The organism is Nocardia sp. Root136, from assembly GCF_001427185.1.
Classification (GTDB): Bacteria; Actinomycetota; Actinomycetes; order Mycobacteriales; family Mycobacteriaceae; genus Nocardia; species Nocardia salmonicida.
This window is the reverse complement of the sequence record NZ_LMFE01000002.1, coordinates 15,276-41,759: the sequence shown is the minus strand read 5'-3', so window position 1 is coordinate 41,759 and position 26,484 is coordinate 15,276. Positions and strand designations below refer to the sequence as shown.

21 protein-coding genes and 1 pseudogene are annotated in these 26,484 nt (G+C 68.0%); 8 read left to right on the top strand and 14 right to left on the bottom strand.

Translation table 11 applies throughout. From position 1 onward, the window contains the following. Window positions 1–72 precede the first annotated feature (72 nt). Complete coding sequence (locus tag ASD42_RS14060) at window positions 73–999, bottom strand: RluA family pseudouridine synthase (protein WP_056816398.1); 927 nt, start codon at window positions 997–999, stop codon at window positions 73–75. Further along, window positions 996–1,613 (bottom strand): signal peptidase II, encoded by a 618-nt coding sequence (gene lspA / locus ASD42_RS14055; protein ID WP_056816396.1) that lies wholly within the window; start codon window positions 1,611–1,613, stop codon window positions 996–998. Before lspA ends, ASD42_RS14060 begins: the two co-directional genes overlap by 4 nt. Window positions 1,614–1,698: 85 nt before the next feature. On the opposite strand from lspA, the gene ASD42_RS14050 reads away from it, so the two are divergent. After that, window positions 1,699–2,652, top strand: coding sequence for a hypothetical protein (locus tag ASD42_RS14050; RefSeq protein WP_056816393.1), 954 nt, complete (start codon window positions 1,699–1,701; stop codon window positions 2,650–2,652). Beyond that, entirely contained in the window at window positions 2,649–3,365 is a 717-nt protein-coding gene (locus tag ASD42_RS14045) for a hypothetical protein (RefSeq protein WP_082844263.1), read from the top strand. Before ASD42_RS14050 ends, ASD42_RS14045 begins: the two co-directional genes overlap by 4 nt. 13 nt (window positions 3,366–3,378) lie before the next feature. On the opposite strand, the gene ASD42_RS14040 is transcribed toward ASD42_RS14045, so the two are convergent. Further along, window positions 3,379–4,227 (bottom strand): TIGR03619 family F420-dependent LLM class oxidoreductase, encoded by an 849-nt coding sequence (locus ASD42_RS14040; RefSeq protein ID WP_056816390.1) that lies wholly within the window; start codon window positions 4,225–4,227, stop codon window positions 3,379–3,381. 191 nt (window positions 4,228–4,418) lie between these two features. Between ASD42_RS14040 and ASD42_RS14035 the strand changes: the two genes are divergently transcribed. After that, entirely contained in the window at window positions 4,419–4,889 is a 471-nt protein-coding gene (locus tag ASD42_RS14035; protein ID WP_056816387.1) for a VOC family protein, read from the top strand. An 8-nt stretch (window positions 4,890–4,897) separates the two neighbouring features. Here the strand turns inward: ASD42_RS14035 and ASD42_RS14030 are convergent, their stop codons facing one another. Beyond that, entirely contained in the window at window positions 4,898–5,320 is a 423-nt protein-coding gene (locus tag ASD42_RS14030) for a QcrA and Rieske domain-containing protein (protein ID WP_056816383.1), read from the bottom strand. Window positions 5,321–5,562: 242 nt separating this feature from the next. On the opposite strand from ASD42_RS14030, the gene ASD42_RS14025 reads away from it, so the two are divergent. After that, window positions 5,563–6,546, top strand: coding sequence for an NAD(P)-dependent alcohol dehydrogenase (locus ASD42_RS14025; RefSeq protein ID WP_056816380.1), 984 nt, complete (start codon window positions 5,563–5,565; stop codon window positions 6,544–6,546). A 2-nt stretch (window positions 6,547–6,548) separates the two neighbouring features. Here ASD42_RS14025 and ASD42_RS14020 read toward each other — a convergent pair whose 3' ends face one another. From ASD42_RS14020 to ASD42_RS13985, 8 genes and pseudogenes are all read right to left on the bottom strand, one after another. Next, window positions 6,549–7,232, bottom strand: coding sequence for an LON peptidase substrate-binding domain-containing protein (locus ASD42_RS14020; protein WP_084504415.1), 684 nt, complete (start codon window positions 7,230–7,232; stop codon window positions 6,549–6,551). A 63-nt stretch (window positions 7,233–7,295) separates the two neighbouring features. Beyond that, window positions 7,296–9,300, bottom strand: a pseudogene (locus tag ASD42_RS14015) (acetate--CoA ligase). Window positions 9,301–9,376: 76 nt separating this feature from the next. Further along, complete coding sequence (locus ASD42_RS14010) at window positions 9,377–11,014, bottom strand: solute symporter family protein (RefSeq protein ID WP_056816372.1); 1,638 nt, start codon at window positions 11,012–11,014, stop codon at window positions 9,377–9,379. Beyond that, window positions 11,011–11,367, bottom strand: coding sequence for a DUF485 domain-containing protein (locus ASD42_RS14005; RefSeq protein ID WP_056816369.1), 357 nt, complete (start codon window positions 11,365–11,367; stop codon window positions 11,011–11,013). The genes ASD42_RS14010 and ASD42_RS14005 overlap by 4 nt, the downstream gene beginning before the upstream one ends. Window positions 11,368–11,519: 152 nt before the next feature. Continuing rightward, window positions 11,520–13,274, bottom strand: a complete 1,755-nt coding sequence (locus ASD42_RS14000) for a sodium/solute symporter (RefSeq protein ID WP_056816366.1) — start codon at window positions 13,272–13,274, stop codon at window positions 11,520–11,522. Window positions 13,275–13,284: 10 nt separating this feature from the next. After that, window positions 13,285–13,650 (bottom strand): hypothetical protein, encoded by a 366-nt coding sequence (locus ASD42_RS13995; RefSeq protein ID WP_056816362.1) that lies wholly within the window; start codon window positions 13,648–13,650, stop codon window positions 13,285–13,287. Next, entirely contained in the window at window positions 13,647–14,444 is a 798-nt protein-coding gene (locus ASD42_RS13990; RefSeq protein WP_056816359.1) for a LytR/AlgR family response regulator transcription factor, read from the bottom strand. The genes ASD42_RS13995 and ASD42_RS13990 overlap by 4 nt, the downstream gene beginning before the upstream one ends. A 60-nt stretch (window positions 14,445–14,504) precedes the next feature. Next, window positions 14,505–15,683, bottom strand: a complete 1,179-nt coding sequence (locus ASD42_RS13985) for a sensor histidine kinase (protein ID WP_056816356.1) — start codon at window positions 15,681–15,683, stop codon at window positions 14,505–14,507. 174 nt (window positions 15,684–15,857) lie between these two features. On the opposite strand from ASD42_RS13985, the gene dnaE reads away from it, so the two are divergent. After that, complete coding sequence (gene dnaE, locus ASD42_RS13980) at window positions 15,858–19,403, top strand: DNA polymerase III subunit alpha (RefSeq protein ID WP_371852139.1); 3,546 nt, start codon at window positions 15,858–15,860, stop codon at window positions 19,401–19,403. Between the two features lie 54 nt (window positions 19,404–19,457). On the opposite strand, the gene ASD42_RS13975 is transcribed toward dnaE, so the two are convergent. Both ASD42_RS13975 and ASD42_RS13970 read right to left on the bottom strand, forming a co-directional pair. Continuing rightward, complete coding sequence (locus ASD42_RS13975; protein ID WP_056816350.1) at window positions 19,458–20,654, bottom strand: Cmx/CmrA family chloramphenicol efflux MFS transporter; 1,197 nt, start codon at window positions 20,652–20,654, stop codon at window positions 19,458–19,460. 84 nt (window positions 20,655–20,738) lie between these two features. After that, window positions 20,739–21,311 (bottom strand): TetR/AcrR family transcriptional regulator, encoded by a 573-nt coding sequence (locus ASD42_RS13970; protein ID WP_056816347.1) that lies wholly within the window; start codon window positions 21,309–21,311, stop codon window positions 20,739–20,741. Window positions 21,312–21,441: 130 nt separating this feature from the next. Here ASD42_RS13970 and ASD42_RS13965 point away from each other — a divergent pair, with 130 nt between their 5' ends. From ASD42_RS13965 to ASD42_RS13955, 3 genes are all read left to right on the top strand, one after another. Then, the gene (locus tag ASD42_RS13965; protein ID WP_235569511.1) at window positions 21,442–23,355 is read left to right on the top strand and encodes a hypothetical protein; all 1,914 of its coding nucleotides are present in this window, start codon (window positions 21,442–21,444) and stop codon (window positions 23,353–23,355) included. Between the two features lie 45 nt (window positions 23,356–23,400). Further along, window positions 23,401–25,152, top strand: coding sequence for a malto-oligosyltrehalose trehalohydrolase (treZ, locus tag ASD42_RS13960; RefSeq protein WP_056816344.1), 1,752 nt, complete (start codon window positions 23,401–23,403; stop codon window positions 25,150–25,152). 75 nt (window positions 25,153–25,227) lie between these two features. Beyond that, the gene (locus ASD42_RS13955) at window positions 25,228–26,481 is read left to right on the top strand and encodes a serine hydrolase domain-containing protein (protein WP_056816789.1); all 1,254 of its coding nucleotides are present in this window, start codon (window positions 25,228–25,230) and stop codon (window positions 26,479–26,481) included. Window positions 26,482–26,484 lie beyond the last annotated feature (3 nt).

Below are 26,484 nucleotides of genomic sequence, written 5' to 3'. Positions count from 1 at the left end.
GCCGGCTCGGCGGGCGGTTCCCCGCGGTCGTCCGGCGCCGTGTCCGGCGCCGGTTCGGACGACCGCGGGTCGTCAGGCATTGCGTAGTACGTCCAAGGCGCCCGCTAGGTCGGCGGGGTACTCGCTGGTGATCTCGAGCCAGCGACCGTCGGCGGGATGATGGAAGCCGAGCTGACGCGCGTGCAGCCACTGCCGTTCCAGGCCGAGGCGTTTGGCCAGTGTGGGGTCGGCGCCGTAGGTGAGGTCACCCGCGCAGGGGTGGCGCACCGCCGAGAAGTGCACCCGGATCTGGTGCGTGCGGCCGGTTTCGAGGTGGACGTCGAGCAGACTGGCCGCCTGGAACGCCTCGATGGTGTCGTAGTGGGTGACGCTCGGCCTGCCGTCGCCGGTCACCGCGAACTTCCAGGCATTGCCCCGCGCGCGCCCGATCGGCGCGTCGATGGTGCCGCTGCTCGGATCGGGGTGTCCCTGCACGAGTGCATGATATTGCTTGTCGACCGTGCGTTCCTTGAAGGCGCGCTTGAGCATCGTGTAAGCGTGTTCGGATTGTGCCACCACCATCACACCGGAGGTGCCCACGTCGAGCCGGTGCACGATGCCCTGCCGTTCGTGCGCGCCCGAGGTGGAGATGCGATAGCCCATCGCCGCCAGGCCGCCGACCACGGTCGGTCCGGTCCAGCCGACGCCGGAGTGCGCGGCGACGCCGATCGGCTTGTCCACGGCGACGATGTCGTCGTCGGCGTAGAGAATGTTCATCCCGTCGACCGGCGCGGCCTCGACCGTCAGTGCGCGCTTGGGTTCGGGGAAGATCACTTCCAGCCACGCGCCCGCGGTGAGTCGGTCGGACTTACCCGCGGCGACCCCGTCGATCTGCACCGAGCCGTCCTCGGTCAGCGCCACGACCGCGGTCCGCGAGAGGCCGAGCAGGCGGGCGAGTCCCGCGTCCACCCGCATCCCGTCGAGTCCATCGGGGACGGGCATGGTTCTGGTTTCTCTCATACGGTCTCCTCGGTGTGTTTGCGACCGCTGCGGGTGCCGTCCGGTTCGAAACCGAACACGGTGAGCGCGACCAGCAGGATCGCCCCGCACACGATGGCCGAGTCGGCGACGTTGAAGACCGGCCACCAGCCGACGGCGACGAAGTCGACCACATGGCCCTGCAGCGGGCCTGGGTATCGGAAGATCCGGTCGACCAGGTTGCCCAGCGCCCCACCCAGCACCATGCCGAGGCCGATGGCCCACCACAGCGAACGCAGGGTGCGCCCGATCCGGATCACGCCGATCACCACCGCGGCGGCGATCAGGGTGAGCAGCCAGGTCATGCCGGTCGCCATCGAGAACGCCGCGCCCGGGTTGCGCACCAGGGTGAACCGCGCGAAATCGCCGATGATCGGCACCGATTCGCCCGGGTCGATGAAGGCGACCGCGAGGCATTTGGTCAGCAGGTCGAGCCCGAACAGGACGACGGCGATGATCAGCAGCGTTGTCAAACGGCGGCGACCAGCGGGTTTCGCCGTCTCGGCGGCCTCGGGTGTGGCAGCGGCCGAGGGGGTGGCTGAGTCGTCGCCGGTCTCGGGGACGGCAGCGTTGTCGGTGGGCCGGTCTTCACTCACGCGTCCATCATTCCCTAGTGGTGATCTGGCCTGCGCCGCGGTGCCGAGGAGTCCCAGGTGTTACTCAGGAAGCGGTCGTACCCTGATGGCTGTGACGGTGTTGTCTAGATCTCGCGTACCCCGCATCGCGCGCCCCGGGGTGTTACTGGTGGCGCTCGTGCTCGGGTTCGCGACCTTCGGCGCCGGGTGCGCCGACCGCTCGGCCCCTGCCGCGGAGGTGGACGGCACCGAGCCGCTCGGCATCGGCAAGGAAGTCACCGTGCCGATCTCGGCCGCGGTCACCACGATGGTCTCGCCCGGCGAGGAGCCGCGCGATCTGCTGCGACCGCGCTATGCGGTGGGCACCACTCAGGAAGTGACGCTGCGCACCGACTACCGGATCCAGCAGCAGGTCAACGATCAGCCCTCCCGCGACTTCTCGCCCGCCGCGCTGACCATCCCGATGACCGCGCGCGCGGGCAGCGACGGCGTCGACCTCACCGTCGGCGCGGTCACCACCCCCGACCCCGCGCTCAACAAGGCGTTCACGTCCGCCGACGGTTCACACGCCGGTTTGGGGATGAGCGACTTCGGCGCGATCACCGAGCTGCGCATGGCCCCGTCGCCGGATACCCCGAATACCGCGCGGGCCGCGCTCGAACAGGCCTTCTACCAGGCTGTGTATCAGTCGATCGCGTTCCCGGACCAGCCCGTCGGGGTCGGTGCGGTGTGGACGGTGCACCAGACGATCACCGGCGGGGTCACCCTGGACCAGATCACCACGGCCACGCTCACCAGCCGGGAGGGTGACCGGCTCACCATCGATCTGCAGGTGAATCAGACGCCCACCGACACTGTGTGGGAGCTGCCCAACGACGCGGGTGAGCTCGACATCGACGGCTACGTGATGGAAGGCGTCGGCTCGATCACCATCGATCTCGGTATGCCGCTGCCGGTTTCGGGTTCCATCGAGATCGGTGGCCAGCAGACCTATCGGGACGCGCGCAGCGTGAGCACCCTGGTGCAGACGCAGTCGACCCGCGTTTCCTGGACGGAATGATGCGAGCAGGTGCGCTGCGCGTCGGCGCGGCTGTTTCGGCCTGTGTCGGGTTGGCCGCGGTCGCGGGCTGTGGGTCCGACGACGCGGCGGATTCGCCGGGATCGGGTCCGTTCTCCGCCCCCGTCACGGCCGCCCCCGGAACCGGGGCTGTCGTTCGCGATGCGGCGCAGTTGTCGGCCGGTCTGCTCGCCGCTACGGATCTGCCCGGTGATTTCGCGGTGGTGCCGCCGCGCGGTGACGCCGCCGAGCCCGCGGTACCGCCTGCGGCGCTGACGGATCCGCCGGACTGTGGGCGTCTGCTCTCGCCGATCGCGCAGCAGTGGCCGGGGTCGGCCGCCGCCGCGTCGGTGCAGTTCGCGGGGCCCAGCTTCGCCACCATCGACATCGACGCCGCGAGCTACCCGGACCCGGCGCTGGCTCCGGCCTTCGACGCGCTCCAGGCCCAGGCCCGGCGCTGTACCAGCTACTCCGGTGACGACGCGGGCGTGCGGATCGAGTATCGAACCAGCGCGCTCGCGCAGCCGCCCGTGGGCGACGCAGGCTCGGCGTTCACCCTGACCGCGACGAGCGAGGGGCTCACCCTCACCTCGGCGACATCGCTGGTCCAGGTGGGCAACACGCTGGTTCAGGTGGTCGTCACCGCGCCGGAAGTCGTCGACCCCGGCGTGCTCGCCGATCTCACCGCGGCGCAGGTGCGCAAGCTCCGCGGCTGAAACCGGTTCGGACTCACGCCGAGACGGCGAGTTTCCCGCCGAGGTGGCCGAGATAGCCACGGACGTCGTCGGCGCTCTTGTCGGGAAGGCCGAAGACGACCTCGGTGACGCCGAGGTCGGCCCAGCGAGCGAGTTGCTCGCCGTCGTGACGACCCGCCAGCGCGATCACCCGTGGGGTACCGTCGCGACCCGCGTCCTTCCAGACACGGTGCAGCAGTTCGACTTTGGCACCGAGGTCGCCTTCGGTCGGGGTGGTGATCCAACCGTCCGCGTTGGCCGCGAGCCAACCGAACGATTTCTCGGTACCGCCCGCGCCGAGCAGCACCGGGACCCCGGCGCGCACCGGCTTGGGCCAGGACCAGCTCGCTCCGAACTTCACGAAGTCGCCGGAGAACTCGGCTTCCTCCTGCGACCACAGTGCCCGCATCGCGTCGAGGTTCTCACGCAACACCGTGCGTCGCTTGTTCGCGGGAACGCCGTGATGGGCGAGTTCGTCGGTGTTCCACCCGAATCCGACACCCAGCTCCACCCGGCCACCGGACAGGTGATCCAGGGAGGCGATGGTCTTGGCGAGGGTGATCGGATGGTGCTCGGCGGGCAGCGCCACCGCCGTCGACAACGTGATCCGCTCGGTGACCGCGGCGGCGGTGGCCAACGCGACCCACGGGTCGAGGGTGCGCAGGTACCGGTCGTCGGGGAGCGAGGAGTCCCCGGTCTGCGGATGGGCCGCGGCGCGCACGACCGGGATGTGGGTGTGCTCGGGGACGTAGAACGCGTCGAATCCGGCGTCCTCGGCGGCCTTGGCCGCATCGGCGGGCGTGATGCCCCGGTCACTGGTGAACAACACAACCCCGTAGCGCACGTCCCGGCCCTCCGACTTCGACAGCAAAACTGAAACAGGTTCTACAACCTGAACCCAGTTCTACATGAGTAGAACCAGTTCTACTAGTCCTGATCTCAATGGCAGGCCGAGCGGGTGATGGCCTTTCCCCGATCAGGCGAGGGGAATACGCTGGTTCCGTCCGAGCATCACTCTCGACACGGAGGTATCCGATGTCTGATGTTTCCCCCTTTCCTGACGGCTATCCGCGGATCTGTCCTGGGCTGGCGTGCGCGGGAGCGGCCGCCGCGATCGACTTCTATACCGCGATCTTCGGCGCGACCGTGCGCATGAAGATGGACGGGCCGGGCGGCACCGTCGTCCACAGTGAACTGCTCGTCGGCGACTCGGTGCTCATGGTCGGCGACCCGGTCCCCGAGATCGGCTTCGTCGACCCGAAGTCCGTCGGGGGCTCCCCGGTGAACCTGATGGTCTACGTCGCCGACGCCGACGCCGCCTTCGCCGCAGCGCTCACCGCGGGCGCCACCGCGACCACCCCCATGACCGACCAGTTCTACGGTGACCGCAGCGGCGCCTTCGAAGATCCGTGGGGTCACCGCTGGACGGTGGCCACCCACATCGAAGACGTCTCGCCGGAAGAAATGGAACGGCGCATGTCCGAGATGATGGAGGCCGCCGGCTGATCGTCCGCTCACGCGGGAACGATCGAGTCTCCCTCGACGCGAACGGGTTCGGCGGCCAGCGGTTTCGTGGCCGGCCCGCCACGCACGGCGCCGTCGAGCCCGAATCGGCTGCCGTGGCACGGGCAGTTGATGGTGCCATTGGCCACGGTCGCGACCTTGCACCCAGCATGCGTGCAGGTCGACGACAGCCCGACGAAGTTGCCCGGGGTCGGCTGGGTGACCACCGTGTCGCCGACGATCACCCCGCCGCCCACCGGGACATCCGCCACCTTGACCAGCGCACCGGCGGGTGCCCCGGGCCCGGGCGGCGCCACGGGTGCCGCGTCGCCCATCTCGGCGGCGCCGCACGCGGTCAGCGTCGCCGCGGCGGCCAACACGCCCGTGCCGACGACAACAGCGCGTCGGTTCAGCGAGAAATCGTTGATGGTCATCGCTCGTTCTCCGATTCAGTCGATACCCCCACCGGTCCGCCGACCGGCTCTTCCCCTGTCAACGTCGGACATCCCCTCCCGGTTCGACCGAACCCGATTACAGGCGTTGTTCGACGCATAGGTGCCCGGTTCGCCCCAGCGGCCGGTGCCTCGTGGGTAGTGCCGACCCGGCGTGAAATCTCCGGGTAGATCGGGGGATTCCCTGATGTGCTGGGCGGTCGGGGGAGCCTAGCGTTCTCGGTGTGAGGGCGATTGCGCAGCAGGTATACGGGTCAGCGGCGATGTTGACGGCGGTGGAGGTCGGGCGGCCGTCGGTGGGTGCGGGTGAGGTGCTGGTTCGGGTGCGCGCCTCGTCGGTGAACGCGCGGGATTGGCATGTGATGCGGGGGGATCCGAAGATCGCGCGGTGGATGGATCGGTCGGTGTTCGGTCGCCAGGGACCGGCGAACCCGGTGCCGGGTGGGGACTTCGCGGGGACCGTCGAGGCGGTGGGGGACGGTGTCGCGGACCTGGCCGTGGGCGAGGAGGTGTTCGGGGAGGCGGTCAGCGGTGCGTTCGCGGAGTACATCGCGGTGTCGCGGGCGTTGCTCGACCGGAAACCGGCGAATCTGAGCTTCGAGGAAGCCGCGGCGGTGCCGTTGGCCGCCAATACCGCCCTGACCTGCCTGCGCCACGTCGGCGAGGGGGAGCGGGTGCTGATCATCGGCGCGTCCGGTGGGGTCGGCACCTTCGCGGTCCAGATCGCCCGAGCACGGGGCGCGCAGGTCACCGGGGTGTGCAGCACCCGCAATGTCGAGGCGGCGCGCGCGCTCGGCGCGGAGCACGTCGTCGACTACACCCGCGACACCGTGACCGGCCGCTACGACACCGTCCTCGACCTGGCCGGAACACGGACCCTGCGGGCACTGCTGCGCCTGGTCGAACCCACCGGCACGCTGGTGCTGTCCGGTGGCGGCAACTTCGACGGCGGCAGCTGGTTCGGCCCGGTCGGCCTGCTCGCGCGCGGTCAGCTGGCGCGACCGTTCGTGAAACCCGCTATCCGGGTTCCCACGGCCGAGCAGACTTCGGAGTCGCTGACCGAACTGCGGGAACTGATCGAGTCGGGCCTGCTCCGCCCGGCGATCGACCGGACCTATCCGCTGGCCGAAACGCCCGCCGCGATCGAGTACATGGAAACCGAACACGCGCGCGCGAAAATCGTGATCACCGTCGCGTCGGCGGACTGACCTCACAGCAGGCGGAACTCCATCATCGCGATCGCGTCATCGACGGAGGTGGACAGGGCCGCGAGCCGACTGAATGCATCCGGGGCGGCCAGGGCCGACTGGCGGTCGGTCGGCCCGATCGGCAGGCGAGCGGCGAGCTCGTAGGAGCGGGTGGTCGGATCGTCGGACAGATCGTCCAGCGATGCCGACGGCGGCGGCCTGCGGATGCCGTTGCGCCGCGCGAACTGGGCCGTCAGCGTGTGCAGACGGTCCGCGCGTTCACGCAAGCCCGCCAGCAGCTCGCCGTCGTCGGCACCGGCGCCGTCCGGCCAGAGCTCGGTTTCCGCCCGGGGATACGGGGCGTCGTCGAGCCACTTCTCGACGCGGATGCGGTCGGTTCCCTTGCAGCGCAGCCGGTATCGCGAACCGGGCAGTTCGATCACCTCGGTGATCCTGGCGACGGTGCCCACCTCCGTGCGCACCTCACCACCTCCCACCTCGTGCCCGCGCGCGATCAGCACGACACCGAATTCCGGCTCCCGCCGCCCATCCGTGCAGTCCTCGACCAGCGCCACGTACCGCGGCTCGAAGATCTGCAACGACAGCGACTCACCGGGTAGCAGCACCGCGCCCAGCGGGAATATTGGTATCTCCACCGTTCCAGCATGCCCGGTGTCGCGCGGACTACGTCCATCCGGCGCGCTCACGCTGTGTCCTTTCGGCAAGGTCGGGCACGCTCCATGTTGACGAGGGACCGCGTCGCCGACCGCTCACGCGGTGGCGATCGACTCGAACACCGTCGGGTCGACCAGTGTCGAGGTGTCGCCGAGTTCGCGACCTTCGGCGACATCGCGCAGCAATCGGCGCATGATCTTGCCGCTGCGCGTCTTGGGCAGCTCCGGCACGATATGGATCTCACGCGGCCTGGCGATCGGACTGATCTCCAGCGAGACCGCCGCCTTCAGCTCGGCCACGAGCGACTCGGCCGCACCGGCCCTGCCGGTGAGAATGACGAAGGCCACGATCCCCTGACCGGTGGTCTCGTCGGACGCGCCGACCACGGCGGCCTCGGCGACGGCCGGGTGGCCGACGAGCGCGGATTCCACCTCGGCGGTGGAGATGCGGTGACCGGACACATTCATGACGTCGTCGACGCGCCCCAGGATCCACAGATCGCCGCCGGCGTCGAGCTTGGCGCCGTCCCCGGCGAAGTACCAGCCCTCGGAAGCGAAACGCTGCCAATAGGTTTCGCGGTAGCGGTCCATGTCGTTCCAGATGCCGCGCAGCATCGACGGCCACGGCTGATCCAGGACGAGCAGACCGGATCCGTCGTGGCCCAGAGGGGTGCCGTCGTCGTCGACGACCGCGGCGGAGATCCCGGGCAATGGACCCATCGCCGCGCCGGGCTTGGTCGCGGTGACGCCCGGCAGCGGCGAGATCATGATCGCGCCGGTCTCGGTCTGCCACCAGGTATCGACGATCGGAGTCTTGTTCGCGCCGAACACTTCTCGGTACCAGCGCCATGCTTCGGGGCGAGATCATGATCGCGCCGGTCTCGGTCTGCCACCAGGTATCGACGATCGGAGTCTTGTTCGCGCCGAACACTTCTCGGTACCAGCGCCATGCTTCCGGATTGATCGGTTCACCGACCGAGCCGAGCACGCGCAGGGTGCTCAAATCGTGCGCGTCGGGGATGTCACGGCCCCATTTCATGAAGGTGCGGATCAAGGTGGGCGCGGTGTAATAGATGGTGACGCCGTATTTTTCGATGATCTGGAAGTGTCGGTGTTCGTCGGGGGAGTTGGGGGTGCCTTCGTAGACGACCTGGGTGGCGCGGTTGGCGAGTGGTCCGTAGACGATGTAGCTGTGTCCGGTGACCCAGCCGATGTCGGCGGTGCACCAGTAGACGTCGTGTCCGGCTTTGTGGTCGAAGACGTTGTGGTGGGTGTAGGCGGCTTGGGTGAGGTACCCGCCGGTGGTGTGCAGGATTCCCTTGGGCTTTCCGGTGGTGCCGGAGGTGTAGAGGATGAACAGCGGGTGCTCGGCGGGGAAGGGCTGTGCCTCGTGCGAAGGCGAAGCGACAGCGACGGTCTCGTCCCACCACAGGTCACGGACCTCGGTCCACGGCACGTCGAGTCCGACCCGGCGCACCACCAGCACATGCTCGACGCTCGACGGATCCGAACCCAGCGCCTCGTCGACGGCGTACTTCAGTGCGGCGGGCTTGCCTCGCCGCCACTGACCGTCGGTGGTCACGATCAGCTTGGCCTCGGCGTCGTCGACCCGCTGACGCAAGGCGGTGGGGGAGAACCCGGCGAACACCACCGAGTGGGTGAGCCCGAGCCGCGCGCACGCCAGCATCGTCACAATGGCTTCGGGCACCATCGGCATGTAGATCGCGACCCGATCACCGGCGACCAGGCCGAGCGCGGTGAAAGTATTGGCCGCCCTGCACACGTCATCGAGGAGCTCCGCGTAGGTGATCGCGCGCGAGTCGCCCGGTTCGCCCTCCCAGTGGATGGCGACCTGGTCGCCGTGCCCGTCGATGACATGGCGGTCGACGCAGTTGTAGGAGACGTTGAGTTCGCCGTCGCCGAACCAACGCGCGACCGGCGCGTCGGACCAGTCGAGCACCTCGGTGAAGGGCTTGTGCCAGTGCAACCGGTTGGCCTGCTCGGCCCAGAAACCGTCGCGATCGGCGCGCGCCCGCTCGTACAGCGAGGCATCGGCATTGGCCGACGCGGCGAACTCGGGGGCAGGCGGGAAACTGGTCACAAGAAATTCTCCTTCGAAAAGCGTGAGGTACAACCCGTGCCGGTGGGGCGAACCACCGGCACGGGCAGGGTTGGCGTCAGTGCGAGATCGCCTTCTCCGCACCGACGCCGGTCAGCGACCGGACTTCCATCTCCGCGGCCTTGGCCTGATCGACCTGCTCGCCACGTCCACCGAGGAACGTACCGAGCACGCCGAGCGCGAACGCCAGCGGAATGGACACGATGCCCGGGTTGGACAGCGGGAACCAGTCGAAATCCGCATCCTTGATCATCGCGGTCTTGTTGCCCGACACCGCGGGCGAGAACACGATGAGCACGATGGTCGAGATCAGGCCGCCGTACATCGACCACAGCGCGCCGGAGGTGTTGAAGCGCTTCCAGAACAGCGAGTACAGGATGGTCGGCAGGTTCGCCGCCGCCGCCACCGCGAACGCCAGCGCCACCAGGAACGCGATGTTCTGGCCGTTGGCGAGGATGCCGAGACCGATCGCGAGCACACCGATCACCACCGCGGTGATCCGCGAGACCCGCACCTGCTTGACCTCGTCGACCTTGCCCTTCTTGATGACACTGGCGTAGACGTCGTGGGCGAACGAGGCCGACGCGGTGATGGTGAGTCCGGCCACGACCGCGAGGATCGTCGCGAACGCGACCGCCGAGATCACCCCGAGCAGGATCACCCCGCCCAGCTCGAACGCCAGCAGCGGAGCCGCCGAGTTCTGGCCACCCGCCGCGGCGAGGATCCTGTCCGGGCCGACGATGGCCGCCGCGCCGTAACCGAGCACCAGGGTGAACAGGTAGAAGGCGCCGATCAGGCCGATCGCCCACACCACCGATCGCCGAGCCTCTTTCGCGGTCGGGACCGTGTAGAAGCGCATCAGCACGTGCGGCAGACCCGCGGTGCCCAGCACCAGGGCGAGGCCGAGCGACAGGAAGTTCAGCTTGGACATCTCGCTGCCGCCGTACTGCGCGCCGGGAGCGAGCACGTCGCGGGCGGCGACCGCCTTGTTGGTGGATTCGCTCACCGATTCCTGTGCGGCACCGAGGATGTCGGAGAAGTTGAAACCGAACTTGGCCAACACCATCACCGTCATCAGCGCGGCGCCCGCGATCAGCAGCACCGCCTTGATGATCTGCACCCAAGTGGTGCCCTTCATGCCACCGACCAACACATACACGATCATCAGCACGCCGACGGCGGCAATGACTATGGATTGCCCTGTGCGACTGGAGATATCGAGCAGCAGCGCGACCAGGCCACCGGCGCCCGCCATCTGCGCGAGCAGGTAGAACAGCGAGACGGTGAGGGTGGTCAGCGCGGCCGCGGTGCGCACCGGGCCTTCCTTCAACCGGAAGCTGAGCACGTCGGCCATAGTGAATTTGCCGGTGTTGCGCAGCATTTCGGCCACCAGCAGCAGCGCGACGAGCCAGGCGACGAGGAACCCGATCGAATACAGGAATCCGTCGTAGCCATAGACGGCGATCGCGCCCGCGATGCCGAGGAAGCTCGCGGCCGAGAGGTAGTCACCGGCGATGGCGATGCCGTTCTGCGGGCCGGAGAAGCCGCGTCCACCGGTGAAATAGTCGGCGGCACTGGCATTGTTGCGGCTGGCCCGGATCACCACGACCATCGTGACCGCGACGAACAGCAGGAAAATGGCGATATTGGCGATGGGATTGCCCACCGTCGAAGACGCGGCAAGGGTGACGCTCATGCCTGGCCCCCTTCGAGTTCTTCGCGGATGGCCGCGGCGCGCGGGTCCAGTTCACGGTTGGCGAAACGGACGTAGAGGCCGGTGATGAGAAACGTGGAGACGAACTGCCCGAGGCCGAGCAGCAGACCCACATTGACGTTGCCGAAGACCTTCTGCGCCATGAAGTCGTGCGCGTAGGCGCCGAGCAGCACATAGCTCAGGTACCACGTCAGAAACAGGGCGGTCATCGGGAAAACGAAGCGGCGCAGTCGATTGCGCAGATCTTGGAACTGTGGACTCGCTTGTACCGCGAGCCATTCGTCGGCACTCGGTGTGCGCGGATCTGGCGCTTCTTCGGTGTCGGTTTGGGTCATGCCGGTCGTCCTAGCGTGAAGGGGGGTCGTGCGTGGAGATGACGGTAAGTGCCCGGACGTGCGCGCATGATGGTGTGGTGTGGGTCACTCGGTGAAGGTGGCCGCCCGTGCGGTGAGCGGTCGATGTGGTGCGACGAACGGTCGTCGTGCGATCACCGGTGGGTGGCTGTTTCGGGGTCGCGGTCGGCACTCATGCCGAGCCGTTCGGGGGCGTGCATGCGCAGGAAGACCCCCGCGACCGCCCGAGGATCCTGACCCCTGGTGGCCAGGCTCACCAGGATCGTCACCGCGAAGGCCAAGGGCACGCTGACCGCGCCGGGATAGTCGACGATCGCGGCGGGCCAGCCGTTCGCCAGATCGGGGGAGACGCCACCGAGCACCGCCAGCACGGTCGCTCCACCCGCGGTGACGCCGCCGGTGAGCATGCCGGCGGCCGCGCCGGTCGCGGTGAGTCCGCGCCACCAGATACCGAGGACCAGCAGGGGACACAGGGTCGAGGCGGCCACCGAGAAGGCCAGTGCGACAGTGCGCGACAGGTCGAGGGACGCGACGGTCACCGCGAGCGTCAGCGGGACCAGGCCCGCGACCAGCGCGGCGAGTCGGAAGTCGCGGATGCGCCCGCGCAGCACGTCGGTGCTGAGCACGCCCGCCAGGCTGACCAGCAGCCCCGACGAGGTGGACAGGAACGCCGCGATCGCTCCGGCCGCCGCCAGCGCGGCCAGTAGTTGTCCACCGAGTCCGCCGAGCACGGCACCGGGCAGCAGCACCACCGCCGCGTCGGAGGCGCCGGTGATCAGCAGTTGTGGCACGTAGAGGCGGGCGAAGACACCGAGCAGGATCGGGAACAGGTAGAAGACGCCGACCAGCCCGATCACCGTCAGCGCGGTCCGGCGAGCGGACGGGCCGTCGCGGTTGGTGTAGAAGCGGACGAGTACGTGTGGCAGGCCCATGGTGCCGAGGAAGGTCGCCACGATCAGCGAAAAGACCTGGTACTGGGGGTGTTCCCCGCCGAAGCCGCCACCGGCCGCCACCCAGCTCGCGCCGTCGGCCGGTGCGCCGGCCACCACCGGAACGGCCGAACCCGGCGCGAGGATCAACTCGGTCCCTTCGGCGAGGGTGTGATCGCCCGGTGCCAGCACGACCGGACCTGCGACGGTCTGGCCGTCGAGCATTCCGGTGATCGTGACCTGCTGCGAAACATCCAGGTGTACGACGATATCGGTGGAGATGTCGACGGTGGTGCGCTCGTCGACGGTCGGCGGCGCTGAGGTGTCGACCGGTCGTTCGTCGGCGAGGAAATGCATTCCGAGCACCAGCGCGGGCACCGCCACCGCGGTCAATTTCAGCCAGTACTGGAATGCCTGCACCAAGGTCACCGACCGCATTCCGCCGCCGATCACATTCGCCAGCACGATGGCGCCCACCGCGACCGCGCCCACCCAAGCGGGCACTCCGAGCAGAATGTGCAGCGTGAGTCCGGCCCCTTGGAATTGCGGGATCAGATACACCGCGCACACCAAGACGACGAGACCGGCGGCCATGCGCCGCAACCGAATCGATCCCAACCGGAATTCGGCGAAGTCCGGCACGGTGTACGCACCGGAGCGGCGCAGCGGCGCGGCCACGAACATCAACAGGCCCAGATAACCCGCGGTGAATCCCACCGGATACCAGAGGGCATCGGCGCCGTATTTGGCGATCAATCCGGCGACACCGAGAAACGAAGCAGCGGAAAGGTATTCACCGGAAATCGCCGCCGCGTTCCACCGCGAACCCACCGTGCGCGACGCGACCAGGAAGTCCGACGTCGTGCGGGAAAGACGCACTCCATAGAACCCGATGCCGACGGTGGCAAGCGCCGCCAGCAGCAGCGCGGCGACCGTGAGCGCGGGAGTGTCGGGGCTCATGAGCTCGGCGTCAGTCCCCGGCCAGTTCCAGGAAGTCGTCTTCGTTGCGTTGGGCGAGGCGAACATACGACCACCCCACCGCGTACAGCGTCGGGAACGCGAGCACGCCGAGAATCAGCCAGGGCAGCCGAATGCCGACCACCGCGGCCTCGGCGATCGCGTCGACGCGGAACAGCACCGGCAGCGCGCCGAAGCCGACCGCCACCACCAGTCCCAGGCGCAAGGCCAGGCCGAGCTGGGCCCGGATCAACCCACCGATCAACGCCGCGCCCAGATCGGTCTGCTCGACCACTTCCGTGCGGGTGCGCACCTGACGCGCCCCGCGCCGCTGCGCCAGCACCACCCGTTCGCGCGGTGGTCGCTGCGGACCCGTCACCGCTGCGACCAGTTCTGTCGAGGTCCGTGCACGAGCCGCTGCTTGAGTTCGCGCACCTGCCGCCGACTCACCGGCAACTCCACCGCTCCGGCGGCCCCCTCGGCCCGCAGACACACCACCGTCGCATTGCCCGCGCTCCGCAAACCGGTCACCGATCGCAATGCCACCAGATACGACCGATGCACCCGAAGAAAGCCGGCGTCCTCCCACCGTGATTCCAATGCCGACAACGGAATCCGCACCAGATGCGACCCGCTTCCGGTATGCAGCCGCGCGTAATCCCCGTCCGCCTCGACCCACGCCACATCGGCCCGATTCACCAGCGTGGTAACCCCACCGAGTTCCACCGGAATCACCTCACTGGGATGAGCGGACTTCGCGACCACCGTCGCGGGCGCCGAAACCCGCCCCGCCAGAATCCGGCGCACCGCCTCGCCCAATCGAGCGCCCCGCAGCGGTTTGAGCAGATAATCCACCGCACCCAAATCGAAGGCGGCCACCGCGTGGTCATCGTGGGCGGTCACGAAAACCACGGCGGGCGGCTCCGCGAACTCCGACAGAATTCCCGCCAACTCCATTCCGGTGAGCCCCGGCATATCGATATCGAGAAACACCGCGTCGATCGGATGCGCCCGCAACAATCGCAACGCCCCGGTCGCCTCACCCGCCCGATGGATCTCACCGACGCCCGCCTGGGTGCTCAGTAGATACACGAGCTCATCCAGCGCCGGTTTCTCGTCATCGACGGCGAGCACCCGCAGAGCGGTCGAGGGTTCATCGGTGTTCCAAGTCACAACCCATCCATCGTAACCGGCACTGTTGGCGCGGTGTCGAACAATGCCCCGCGAGGTGGATCAGGCGCGAATTCCGGCGCGGAATTTCGGGACGCGCATGCTGACCTTCGTCCCGGCGCCGGGCGCGGTTTCCACAACCAGGCCGTAGTCGTTGCCGAAGGCGGCGCGCAGGCGGTCGTCGACGTTGGCCAGACCGACGTGGGCGGCCTCACCGGTGCGCGCGGGGCCGGAATCGGTGTCGACGGCGTCGAGGGCACCCGAGCGCAAGAGGTCGGGGTCCATGCCGATGCCGTCGTCTTCGACGCTGATCAGGCAGTCGGTGCCCGCGTCGGTGGCGACGATGTTCAGTTGGCCGCCCCGGCCGCCGCCGGCGAGGCCGTGCCGGACCGCGTTCTCGACCAGCGGCTGCAAGGCGAGGAAGGGCAGCACGACGCCGAGGACTTCCGGCGCGATGCGCAGGCGCACATCGAGGGCGTCGCCGAAGCGGGCCTGTTCCAATGCCAGGTATCGCTCGATATTGCGCAATTCGTCGGCCAGAACGGTGAATTCGCCTGCGGCGCGGAAGGAATAGCGGGTGAAGTCGGCGAATTCGAGGATCAGTTCGCGGGCCCGATCGGGGTCGGTGCGGACGAACGAGGCGATCGTGTTGAGCGCGTTGTAGATGAAGTGCGGGCTGATCTGGGCTCGCAGCGCCCGCAATTCGGCCCGGTCGACCCGAGCCCTCGAGGCATCCAACTCGGCGAGTTCCAACTGCCCGCACGCGTACCGCGCCACCTCCGCGGCCGCCCCGAGCATGCCCGGCCCCGGCTTCCCGGTCGTCACCATGCCGAGCACACCGACCGCCGCCCCCGTATCGATCAGCAACGGTTGCGCGATCAACGTGTGCTCGTCACCGGTCACCAGCACCGGCCGCTCATCAGCGACGGCACGCCGCGCCGCGTCGGCGAACAGCGCGAGCATCCCGGTGTGCGGCCCATCCCAGGCGAGCAGCGTCGCGTCGGCGTCGGCCACGCCCAACGCCTCGGCACCGGCGAGAGCACGCAGATGCGGCGCCGCCTCGCTCGCGGACTCCTCGGTCAATCCGCGCCGCAACGGCACCGCGGCCAGCGATGCGGTGTGCAGCGCCTGATGGACGGCGCGCTGGGCGGGTGTGGTGACGACACGCTGGGTCCGCCGCCAGACCAGCAAGGCCACGACCAGCAGAGCGGCGATCACAACGGCCACGATGACGGTGGTCAACGAGTGGGCCGATCGGAGTACACCCACCGAGTATGCCGGTGACGTTCACCACGACACGCCGGTCCATGCCGAGGTGCCGCTCGAGGCGCGCGCGCCGAGTGCGAATTCTGTCGGACCCCCGTGCATAGAATGCCAAGGCCAACCCCCGCCGACTCAATGGGAGGAAGGACCGTCTTGGCTCCGTCCGGATCGTTCGTTCACCTGCACAACCACACCGAGTACTCGATGCTCGATGGAGCGGCGAAGATCTCGCCGTTGTTCGCGGAGGCGGATCGGTTGGGCATGACCGCGGTCGGTATGACCGACCACGGCAACATGTACGGCGCCTCGGAGTTCTACAACAGTGCCAAGAAGGCGGGCATCAAGCCGATCATCGGCATCGAGGCCTATATCGCGCCGGGCTCGCGTTTCGACACCAAGCGGGTGAAGTGGGGCGATCCGGGTCAGAAGGGCGACGACGTCTCCGGCTCGGGTGCCTACACGCACATGACCATGGTCGCCGAGAACGCGACCGGTCTGCGCAACCTGTTCAAGCTGTCGAGCTTGGCGTCGATCGAGGGGCAGTTGGGCAAGTGGGCGCGTATGGACGAGGAGATCATCGCCCAGCACGCCGAGGGCATCATCGCGACCACGGGTTGCCCGTCGGGTGAGGTGCAGACGCGTCTTCGCCTCGGGCACGAGCGTGAAGCGCTCGAAGCTGCCGCGAAGTGGCAGGAGATCTTCGGCGCCGACAATTTCTTCCTCGAGGTGATGGACCACGGTCTGTCTATCGAGCGCCGGGTCCGTGAGGGCTTGATCGATATCAGTAAGCAGCTCGGGATCCCGCCGATCGCGACCAACGATTGCCATTACGTCACCAAGGATCAGTCGGTCAACCACGAAGCGCTGCTGTGTATTCAGACCGGTAAGACGCTGTCGGACCCGACCCGCTTCAAGTTCGACGGTGACGGCTACTACCTCAAGTCCGCCGCGGAGATGCGCGCGATCTGGGATGCCGAGGTTCCCGGTGCCTGTGACAACACCGAGCTCATCGGCGAGCGCGTGCAGCCTTACGACGATGTGTGGGAACACCGTGACCGGATGCCGATCTTCCCGGTGCCCGAGGGCCACGACCAGGCCAGCTGGTTGCGCAAGGAAGTCCTCGACGGTCTCGATCGCCGCTTCCCGGACGGTGCCTCGCGCGAATATCTCGACCGCGCCGACTTCGAACTCACAGTCATCTGCGAGATGGGTTTCCCGGCTTACTTCCTCGTTGTCGGTGACCTGATCAAGCACGCGCTCGAGGTCGGTATCCGGGTCGGTCCCGGGCGTGGTTCGGCGGCGGGTTCGCTGGTCGCTTACGCGATGGGTATCACCAATATCGACCCGATCCCGCACGGTCTGCTCTTCGAGCGGTTCCTCAACCCCGAGCGTGTGTCGATGCCCGATATCGATATCGACTTCGATGATCGCCGTCGCGGTGAGATGGTCCGCTACGCGACCGAGAAGTGGGGCAGCGACCGTGTCGCGCAGGTGATCACTTTCGGCACCATCAAGACCAAGGCCGCGATCAAGGACTCCGCGCGAGTGTTGTTCGGCCAGCCCGGTTTCGCTATCGCCGACCAGATCTCCAAGGCGTTGCCGCCGCCGATCATGGCCAAGGACATCTCGGTCTCGGGTATCACCGATCCCGACCATGAGCGGTACAAGGAAGCCGCCGAGGTGCGTGAGCTCATCGGCTCCAATCCTGATATCGCCAAGATCTACGAGACCGCGAAAGGCTTGGAAGGCCTGATCCGCAATGCGGGTGTGCATGCTTGCGCGGTCATCATGTCCTCGGAGCCGCTCACCGATGCGATCCCGGTGTGGAAGCGCGCCCAGGACGGCGCGATCATCACCGGCTGGGATTATCCGTCGTGTGAGGCTATCGGGCTGTTGAAGATGGACTTCCTGGGTCTGCGCAACCTCACCGTGATCGGTGATGCCCTGGAGAACATCAAGGCCAACCGCGGCATCGATCTGGACATGGACAACCTGCCGCTCGACGACCCGGCCACCTACGAGCTGCTCGCCCGCGGCGACACTCTCGGCGTGTTCCAGCTCGACGGCAGCGCCATGCGCGACCTGCTGCGTCGCATGCAGCCCACCGGCTTCGGCGATATCGTCGCCGTCCTCGCGCTGTACCGCCCCGGCCCGATGGGCATGAACGCCCACAACGACTACGCCGACCGCAAGAACAACCGGCAAGAAGTCAAACCGATCCACCCGGAGCTCGAAGAGCCGCTGAAAGAGATCCTCGCCGACACCTTCGGCCTGATCGTCTATCAGGAACAGATCATGCAGATCGCGCAGAAGGTGGCCGGGTACTCGCTCGGCCAAGCCGATATCCTGCGCCGCGCCATGGGTAAGAAGAAGCTGTCGGTCCTGGAAGAGGCCTATGCGGGCTTCCGCGACGGCATGCTGGCCAACGACTTCTCCGAGCCCGCCATCAAGGCGCTGTGGGACACGATTCTCCCGTTCGCCGGGTACGCGTTCAACAAATCGCACGCCGCCGGCTACGGCCTCGTCTCCTTCTGGACCGCCTACCTCAAGGCCAACTACCCGGCCGAGTACATGGCCGGTCTGCTCACCTCCGTCGGTGACGACAAGGACAAAGCCGCCATCTACCTGTCGGATTGCCGCAAGATGGGCATCACGGTGCTGCCGCCCGATGTCAACGAATCGGAGCTGAACTTCGCCTCCGTCGGCACCGATATCCGGTTCGGCCTCGGCGCGGTCCGCAACGTCGGCACCAACGTGGTCGGCTCGATCATCAACGCGCGCAAGGAGAAGTCGAAGTTCACCGACTTCTCCGACTACCTGAACAAGATCGACGCGATCGCCTGCTCCAAGAAGGTCACCGAATCCCTCATCAAGGCAGGCGGTTTCGACTCCCTCGGGCATCCGCGCAAGGGTCTGCTGCTGATCCATTCCGATGCGATCGACGCGGTGATGTCGACCAAGAAGGCCGAGGCGATCGGCCAGTTCGACCTGTTCGGCGGCCTCGGCGACGGCGACGATTCGATGGCGTCGGTGTTCAACGTCAAAGTGCCGGAAGACGAATGGGAGACCAAGCACAAGCTCGCCCTCGAACGAGAGATGCTCGGCCTCTACGTGTCCGGGCATCCGCTCAACGGCGTCGAGCACGTGCTGGCCGCCCAGGTCGACACCCCCATCCCGGCGATCCTGGAAGGCGACGTCAAGGACGGCGCGCAGGTGACCATCGGCGGCATTCTCGCCTCGGTGAACCGCCGCATCAACAAGAACGGCCTGGCCTGGGCTTCGGCCCAGCTCGAGGACCTCACCGGTGGTGTGGAAGTGCTGTTCTTCCCGCAGTCGTACTCGGTGTACGGCATGGATGTGGTCGAAGACGCCGTGGTGCTCGTGAAGGCCCGCGTCTCCGTGCGTGACGACCGCATCTCGCTGATCGCCAATGACCTTGTCGTGCCCGATCTCTCGGCCATCGGCGTGGCCAAGCCGGTGGCGGTCGTGATGACCACTCGCATGTGCACGCCCGACAAGCTCGGCGAACTCAAGAAGGTCCTCTCCCGCCACCAGGGCACCTCGGATGTGTTCATCCGCCACGTCGGCGCCCGCGAGAAGACCACCATGCTCAAACTCGACGATGCCTGGCGGGTCTCCCCGTCCTCGGCCTTGATGGGCGATCTGAAAGCACTGCTCGGACCGGGCTGCCTGGGCTGAGCGAACAACGGCGAAACGACCCGCTGCCCTGCCGATCGTTTCGCCGTCGAGGGTCTACTGAAGGATGAACTCGGGTACGCGAGCCTCGGAAGAGGCAGTGGCTGTACCGGGTTCACGCTCGAGCCGGTGGGACAGCGCCACGGTGGCGACCATGGCCAGGCCGAGCCCGGCGCCGATCCAGCCCACCGAGGTGAAGCCGAGCCCGGCGCCGATGGCCAGTCCGCCGAGCCACGGGCCGACCGTGATCCCGATGTTGAACGCCGAATAGTTGGTCGCCGCGGCCAGCGTCGGCGCACCGTCGGCGAGGGTGAAGACGCGGGTGTTCAAGGCCGGGTTCGTGGCGAATCCGAAAGCGCCGAGCAGCAAGACGAGCACGACCATAGCCGCGGGGGAGTGCGCGGTGACGGCGATCGCGGCCGCGGCCACTGTCATTCCGGTGGCCCCCACATACAGGGTGCGGAACGGGTGCGCGTCGGCGAAACGCCCACCGATCGTGATGCCGATCAACCCGCCGACGCCGTACAGACCCAGCACCGCCGGGATCCACGCCGCCGAGATGCCAGTGGTGTCGGCCAGCAACGCACCGAGATAGGCGAAGGTGACGAACGCCGAACCCGTCGACAGCGCGGTGGCGCCGTAGGACACCCACAGTCGCGGGTTCGCCATCACCCGCAATTCGCCGCGCAGCGCCGCGACCGTGCTCGGCCGGCCACCGGGAATCTTCGCGAACACGCCGATCATGGTCAGCGCGGACAGTCCGGCGACCGCCCAGAAGGCCGCGCGCCAGCCCCAGTGCTGGCCGATCACGGTGCCTGCGGGCACCCCGACGATCGTGGCGATGGTGAGTCCGCCCGCGACGATGCTCATCGCCCGTCCGCGTAACCGCGGCGCCACCAGGCTGACCGCGGTCGCGGCCGCCAATGCCCAGAACCCGGCGTAGACGAAGGCGCTCACCACTCTGGTCCCGAAGATCACCCAGTAGTTCTCGCTCAGCGCGCCGACGACATGGGCGGCGACGAAGATCGCGAGGAAGGCGAGCAGCGCGTCGCGGCGCGGCCAACGCAGCGTCACCACGGCCAGCAGCGGCGCGCCGACCAGCATGCCCAGCGCGAAGGCCGAGATGAGCAGTCCGGCACTGGGAATGGAGACACCCAGGTCGGCGGCCATCTCGGGGAGGAGACCGGCGAGCATCAGCTCGGAGGTCCCCTGCGCGAAGATGGACAGGCCGAGGATGTAGACAGCGGTCGGCATGACAAGCCTTTCTGAGGTCGAACAGTTTTGAATCAATCAGTCCAAAATGAGGGCATGGCGAAAGACGACTCGGGGTAGGTGAGCTCAGAGGCAGCGCATCGCGGTGTCGGCGATCGAGGAGAGGGTGGCGTGGTCCGCGCCGCCTCGCGCCGCGACCCGGATACCGCTGATCGTGGCGGTCAGGAACTCGGCGATGGCGCGGGGGTCGCCATCGCCGGCGAATTCGCCTGCGCGTCGACCGCTGACGATGGTCGCGGTGAGCGCGTCGAGGCGGCGCTCCTGATCGGCGGCCAGAGTGGCTTTGATGTCGGCGTCGTGCGGCGCGAGCTCGACGATCGAGTTGACGACGAGGCAGCCCGTCGGTTCGGTGTCGGGCGCGTCGGCGGCCCGGTGCAGGACGGCGCTGATTCGCTCCCTGGCCGGTGCGTCGCTGTCGAGGAGGTCGAACAGAGGTGTGTTCTTCATGGTGATGTAGTGCCGCAGTGCGCGATCGAACAGGTCGCGTTTGCTGGTGAAGGTGTTGTAGATGCTGCTGCGACCCAAACCTGTTGCGGTGCAAAGATCCTGGGTAGATGTCGCCTCGTAGCCCGCGGACCAGAACGCTCGCATCGCGGCATCCACCGCGCGGTGCTCGTCGAATTCCTTGGGTCGGGCCATGGCGACGACCGTAGCATGTTTTGAACAGATCAGTCCAAAAGTGGGCTGGGTGCGGGCACAGGCCATCGGGGGCGTCCCTGTGGTGGGTCGTGATGGCCGCCCCGCGAACGACGAGCTAGCGTCGAGAGACGTGACGTCCGTGCCGCTGCTCGACTCGCCATCGCCCGCCGAGATGTCGTCTCGGCCGGGGCGGCTCGCGTTGTCGGGGCGGGCGGTGCTGATCGCCGCGGCCTGTCTGATCGTGGCGCAGCTGATACTGCGCGGGTGGATGGCCGGGTCCGGGTTCTTCTACTGGGACGATTTCCTGCTGATCGGGCGGGTGAGCAGTCAGCCGGTGTTCTCGACGGAATTGCTGTTCACCAGTCACGACGGGCACGTGATGCCGCTGTCCTTCGTGCTGACCTGGCTGGTCACCGAGGTGGCGCCGCTGCAGTGGACGCCGGCGGTCATCGTGTTGGTGGCGTTGCAGTTGCTCGCGTCGCTGGCGGTGTTGCGCTTGGTCGTCGTGCTGCTCGGAGTTCGCGCCAGGATGCTGGGACCGTTGGCGTTCTACCTGTTCGTGCCGTTGACGGTGCCCGCGTTCGCCTGGTGGGCGGCGGCGGTGAACGCGCTGCCGTTGCAGATCGCGCTGGCCTGGGTCAGTGCGGACGCTGTGCGGCTGGTGCGGACCGGGCGGCGTGGGTACGCGGTGTCGGGGGCCGTGGTGTTCGCGGTGGCGTTGCTGTTCTTCGAGAAATCGGTGGTCGTGCTACCGGTGGCTTTCGCGGTGGCCGTGCTCGCGGCCCACGTCTCGGGAGGGTCGGTGCGCGACACCGCCCGCCGTGGCGCCGCACTGTGGACGGCGGCCGGTGCGGTATTGCTGGTGTGGTCGGCGGGCTTTCTGCTCGTGATCCAACGCCCGCGCGGACTCTCGGCTCCCGAACACCCCGGATCCCTGTGGAGTCGGGCGCTGTCGGACGGGCTGGTGCCCGCCCTGCTCGGCGGTCCGTGGCGCTGGGAACGCTGGCAACCCGCCACGCCGTGGGCCGATCCACCCGGCCTGCTGGTCGCGCTGAGCTGGTTGTTGCTGATCCTGTTCGCGGCGTGGACGATTCGCACCCGTCGCCGGGTGGTCGCGGTGTGGGCATGCACCGCCGCGCACGCGGTCCTGACCATCGCGCCCGTCGTCCTCCTGCGCGACGGCCCGAGTACCCCGGGCCTCCTGCTCCAGTCCCTGCGCTACTTCGCCGACTTCGCCGTCATCGCCACCGTCGCGCTCGCGCTGATCGCCGCGGCGCCCGGTCGGTCACGGTCGGGTGCGCTGCCTGGATCGAACAAGCCTGCACGACAACGGGTTCTGTCGAGTGTCCGTCGTGGCATCGTCGGCGGGTCGGCTTCGATCGAGAAGGGTGACGGCCGAGCGCGGCAAGTAGCTGGTGTCGCGGCGATCACCCTGTTCCTCGCGAGCAGCGTGTACTCGACGATCACCTTCACCAGATCGTGGGAACCGAGCCCGGCTCGCACCTATGTCACCGGAGTGCGAGCCGCTCTTCCCGGAGCCGCCGACGCGCCGTTGCTGCCGCAGGAGGTGCCGTGGAATGTCTTGAACCCGTTGGCCTTCCCCGAGAACATGACCGACCGCGTCTTCGCCCCGATCGCGACACCCACCACCTTCGCCCTGTCGACCCCACGCCTGCGCATGATCACCGACGAAGGCGACATCGTCGACGCCCAGGTCTGGTGGAACCGCGCGATCGTCGCGGGCCCCGAACCCCGTTGCGGCCACCGGGTCCGCGGCACCGCAGGCGCCAACCTCCCACTCGACGGACCCATGCAGATCCGCGACTGGACCGCCCAGCTGAACTACCACGCCGACCGTGACGGCCGGATCGCCCTGTCCTTCGAGGGCGAGACCGAAACGATCGCCGACGTGCGCGCGGGCCTGAACACCGTGTATGTCCGGCTGCTCGGCGGTGGCGACACCCTGCGCATCCGGTCCCTCGACGAGCGGCAGTCACTGTGCGTCGGCGCCGGACCGGTCGGGGTCGCCGCGTACCCGCGGTGATTCGTTGATCGAGCACACCGGCGCGGGGCATGCGATGCTGGGCCGATGAGGCAGTTTCGGGTGTGGGCGCCGGAGGCGGGAGCGGTGCGGCTGCAACTGGACGGGGTGGTGCACCCGATGCGCCGAAACGGCGGCGGCAACTGGTCGGTGCGCGTCGACGCAGGTCAGGGTGCTCGATACGGGTTCCTGGTCGATGACGATCCGACGGTACTGCCCGACCCGCGCTCGGCCCGTCAACCCGACGGGGTGCACGGAACCTCCGCGGTCCACGACCTCGACCCGACGGCCTGGACCGACCGGAACTGGACCGGTCGACCCCTGGCCGGCTCGGTGTTCTACGAACTCCACATCGGCACCTTCACCCCCGACGGCACCTTCGACGCGGCGATCGCCCATCTCGACCACCTCGTCACCCTCGGCGTGACCACCGTCGAACTCATGCCGGTCAACGCTTTCGACGGCACCCACAACTGGGGCTACGACGGCGTCCTCTGGTACGCGGTGCAGGAGAGCTACGGCGGCCCCGACGGCCTGCAACGCTTCGTCGACGCCTGCCACGCCCGCGGCCTGGCCGTCTGCCTCGACGTGGTCTACAACCATCTCGGCCCCTGCGGCAACTACCTGCCGCGCTTCGGCCCCTACCTCGCCACCGGCCGCAACACCTGGGGCCAGAGCCTCAATCTCGATGGTCCAGGCTCGGACGCGGTCCGCGCCTACATCATCGACAACGCCCTGCGCTGGCTGCGCGAGTTCCACATCGACGCGTTGCGCATCGACGCCGTCCACGCGCTGGTCGACCGCACCGCCACCCATCTGCTCGCCGAGCTCACCGTCGAAACGACCGCGCTGGCAGCACATCTGGGCCGACCGCTCAGCCTGATCGCCGAGAGCGACCTCAACGATCCCCGACTGATCACCCCGCGCGCGGCGGGCGGCTACGGACTGACCGGCCAGTGGAACGACGACCTGCACCACGCCGTCCACACCGCTGTTTCCGGCGAGAGGCAGGGCTACTACGCCGATTTCGGCTCACTGGCCTGCCTCATGCACACCCTCACCCACGGGTTCTTCCACGCCGCTACCTATTCCAGCTTCCGCGGGCGCACCCACGGGGCGCCCATTCCCCGCGACCTCGTCCCCGGCAGCGCCCTGCTCGGCTACACCTGCAACCACGATCAAATCGGCAATCGCGCGATCGGTGACCGCCCCAGCGACTACCTCACCCCCGGCCAACTCGCGGTGAAGGCGGCACTGGTGTTGCTCTCGGCGAGCACCCCGATGCTGTTCATGGGGGAGGAGTGGGGCGCGCGCACCCCGTTCCAGTTCTTCACCTCCCACACCGACCCCGTCGTCGCCGCGGCCACCGCCACCGGGCGCCGCGCCGAATTCGCCCAGCACGGATGGTCCAGCGAGGAGGTGCCGGACCCGCAGGACCCGGCCACCTTCACCCGCTCCAAGCTCGACTGGACCGAGATCGGTCGCGAACCGCACGCCCGGTTGCTCGCCTGCTATCGCGGCCTGCTCGCGCTACGCGCATCGAGGCCGGAGTTCACCGACCCATGGCTGCAACGAGTGTGGGCCGACTATGACGAAGCACAGCGTTGGTTCATCCTGCGTCGTGGTCGAATCTCGGTGGTGTGCAACCTCGCCGAGGACGAAGTGGTCATCCCGGTGCACGGTCGTGTGCTGCTCGCCTGGTCGCCTGCCACCGAAAGTGGTGCGGGAACACTCATTTCGGGTCACAGTTTCGCGGTGCTCGAAGAGGGCGACGGCGCGGGGACGGTGGTCACCGAGTGATGACGACAGGGCACGGGTCGGCCACAGTCCGAAACGCGCCATTGCCGAATAGGCATAACGCCGTATAGTTGGATGATGAGCAACGACGCTTACGGGCAGGATAGCGCTGCCCTCCCGGCCGGTGTGGGGGGCTTCGCCCCCGCCGGGTTCGGCCCGCTGGTGCGCGCATTCGCCGGCTTGATCGGCCACCGCCGCGGCGCGGGCGGCGCCCTCGCGGTATATCGGCACGGTGAACCACTCGCCCATTTCTGGATCGGCAGTGCTGGTGACACCGCGTGGACCGCGAACACCGGTTCCATCGTGTTCTCCGCGACCAAGGGCGTCACCGCCACCGTCATCCACCGGCTCGCCGACCGTGGACTCATCGACTATCAGGCGCCGATCGCCGAGTACTGGCCGCGTTTCGCCGCGCACGGCAAAGGTTCGATCACCGTCGCCGACGTCCTCACCCACCGTGCCGGGCTGTCGTCGCTGTCGGCGGTCGCCAACAGCGCCCAAGAATCCCTCGATCACGAGCTGATGGAGGACCGGCTGGCGATGGCCGCCCCCGACCGGATGCTCGGCGTGCCCACCTACCACGCCCTGACCTACGGTTGGCTGCTCGCGGGCCTCGCCAGGGGCGTCACCGGCAAGAGCATGAGCGAGCTGATCCGCACCGAGGTCACCGACCCTCTCGGCATCGACGGGATCCACCTCGGCCACCCGGGCGCGGGCTCCTCGACCGAGTACGCCCGGCTGGCAGGCGCGCACCTGAGCTTCGCCGCGCACCCCCTCGCCGCCGCGTTCCTCGGCAAGGTCGGCTTCCGGCTGCCCGGCCCGCTCGGCGCGGCTGCCCGCTGCCTGTTCGTGCCCGGCCTCGATGGCATTCTCGACGGCGACCACCCGCCGATCCTGAGCACCGAGATGCCCGCGGGCAACGGGGTCGCCACCGCTCCCGGCCTCGCGAAGATGTATGCCGCGCTGGCCGACGGCGTCACCGTCGACGGCTCGCCTTTCCTGCAGCCGAGCACACACGCCGCGATCCGCAAGATCCAGACCTACCGGCTCGACCACGCCTTGTTCTACCTGCCGATGATGTGGCACCTGGGCTACCACTCGATGCCCGCGGTCGGTGCGCGGAACGGGTTCGGCCACATCGGCCTCGGTGGTTCTTTCGGCTGGGTCGACCCGCAGTCGGGGCTTTCGGTGGCCTACGTCCACAACCGGCTCGACCAGATCCTGCTGCCCTACGACCAGGTCGCCATGGGCTGGCTGCTGCCGCTGGTGCTGTCGGGCGTGCGCGCGGCGGGCCGCGAGGCCGGACATCGCGAGGACCGCGCGGCGGCATAACCG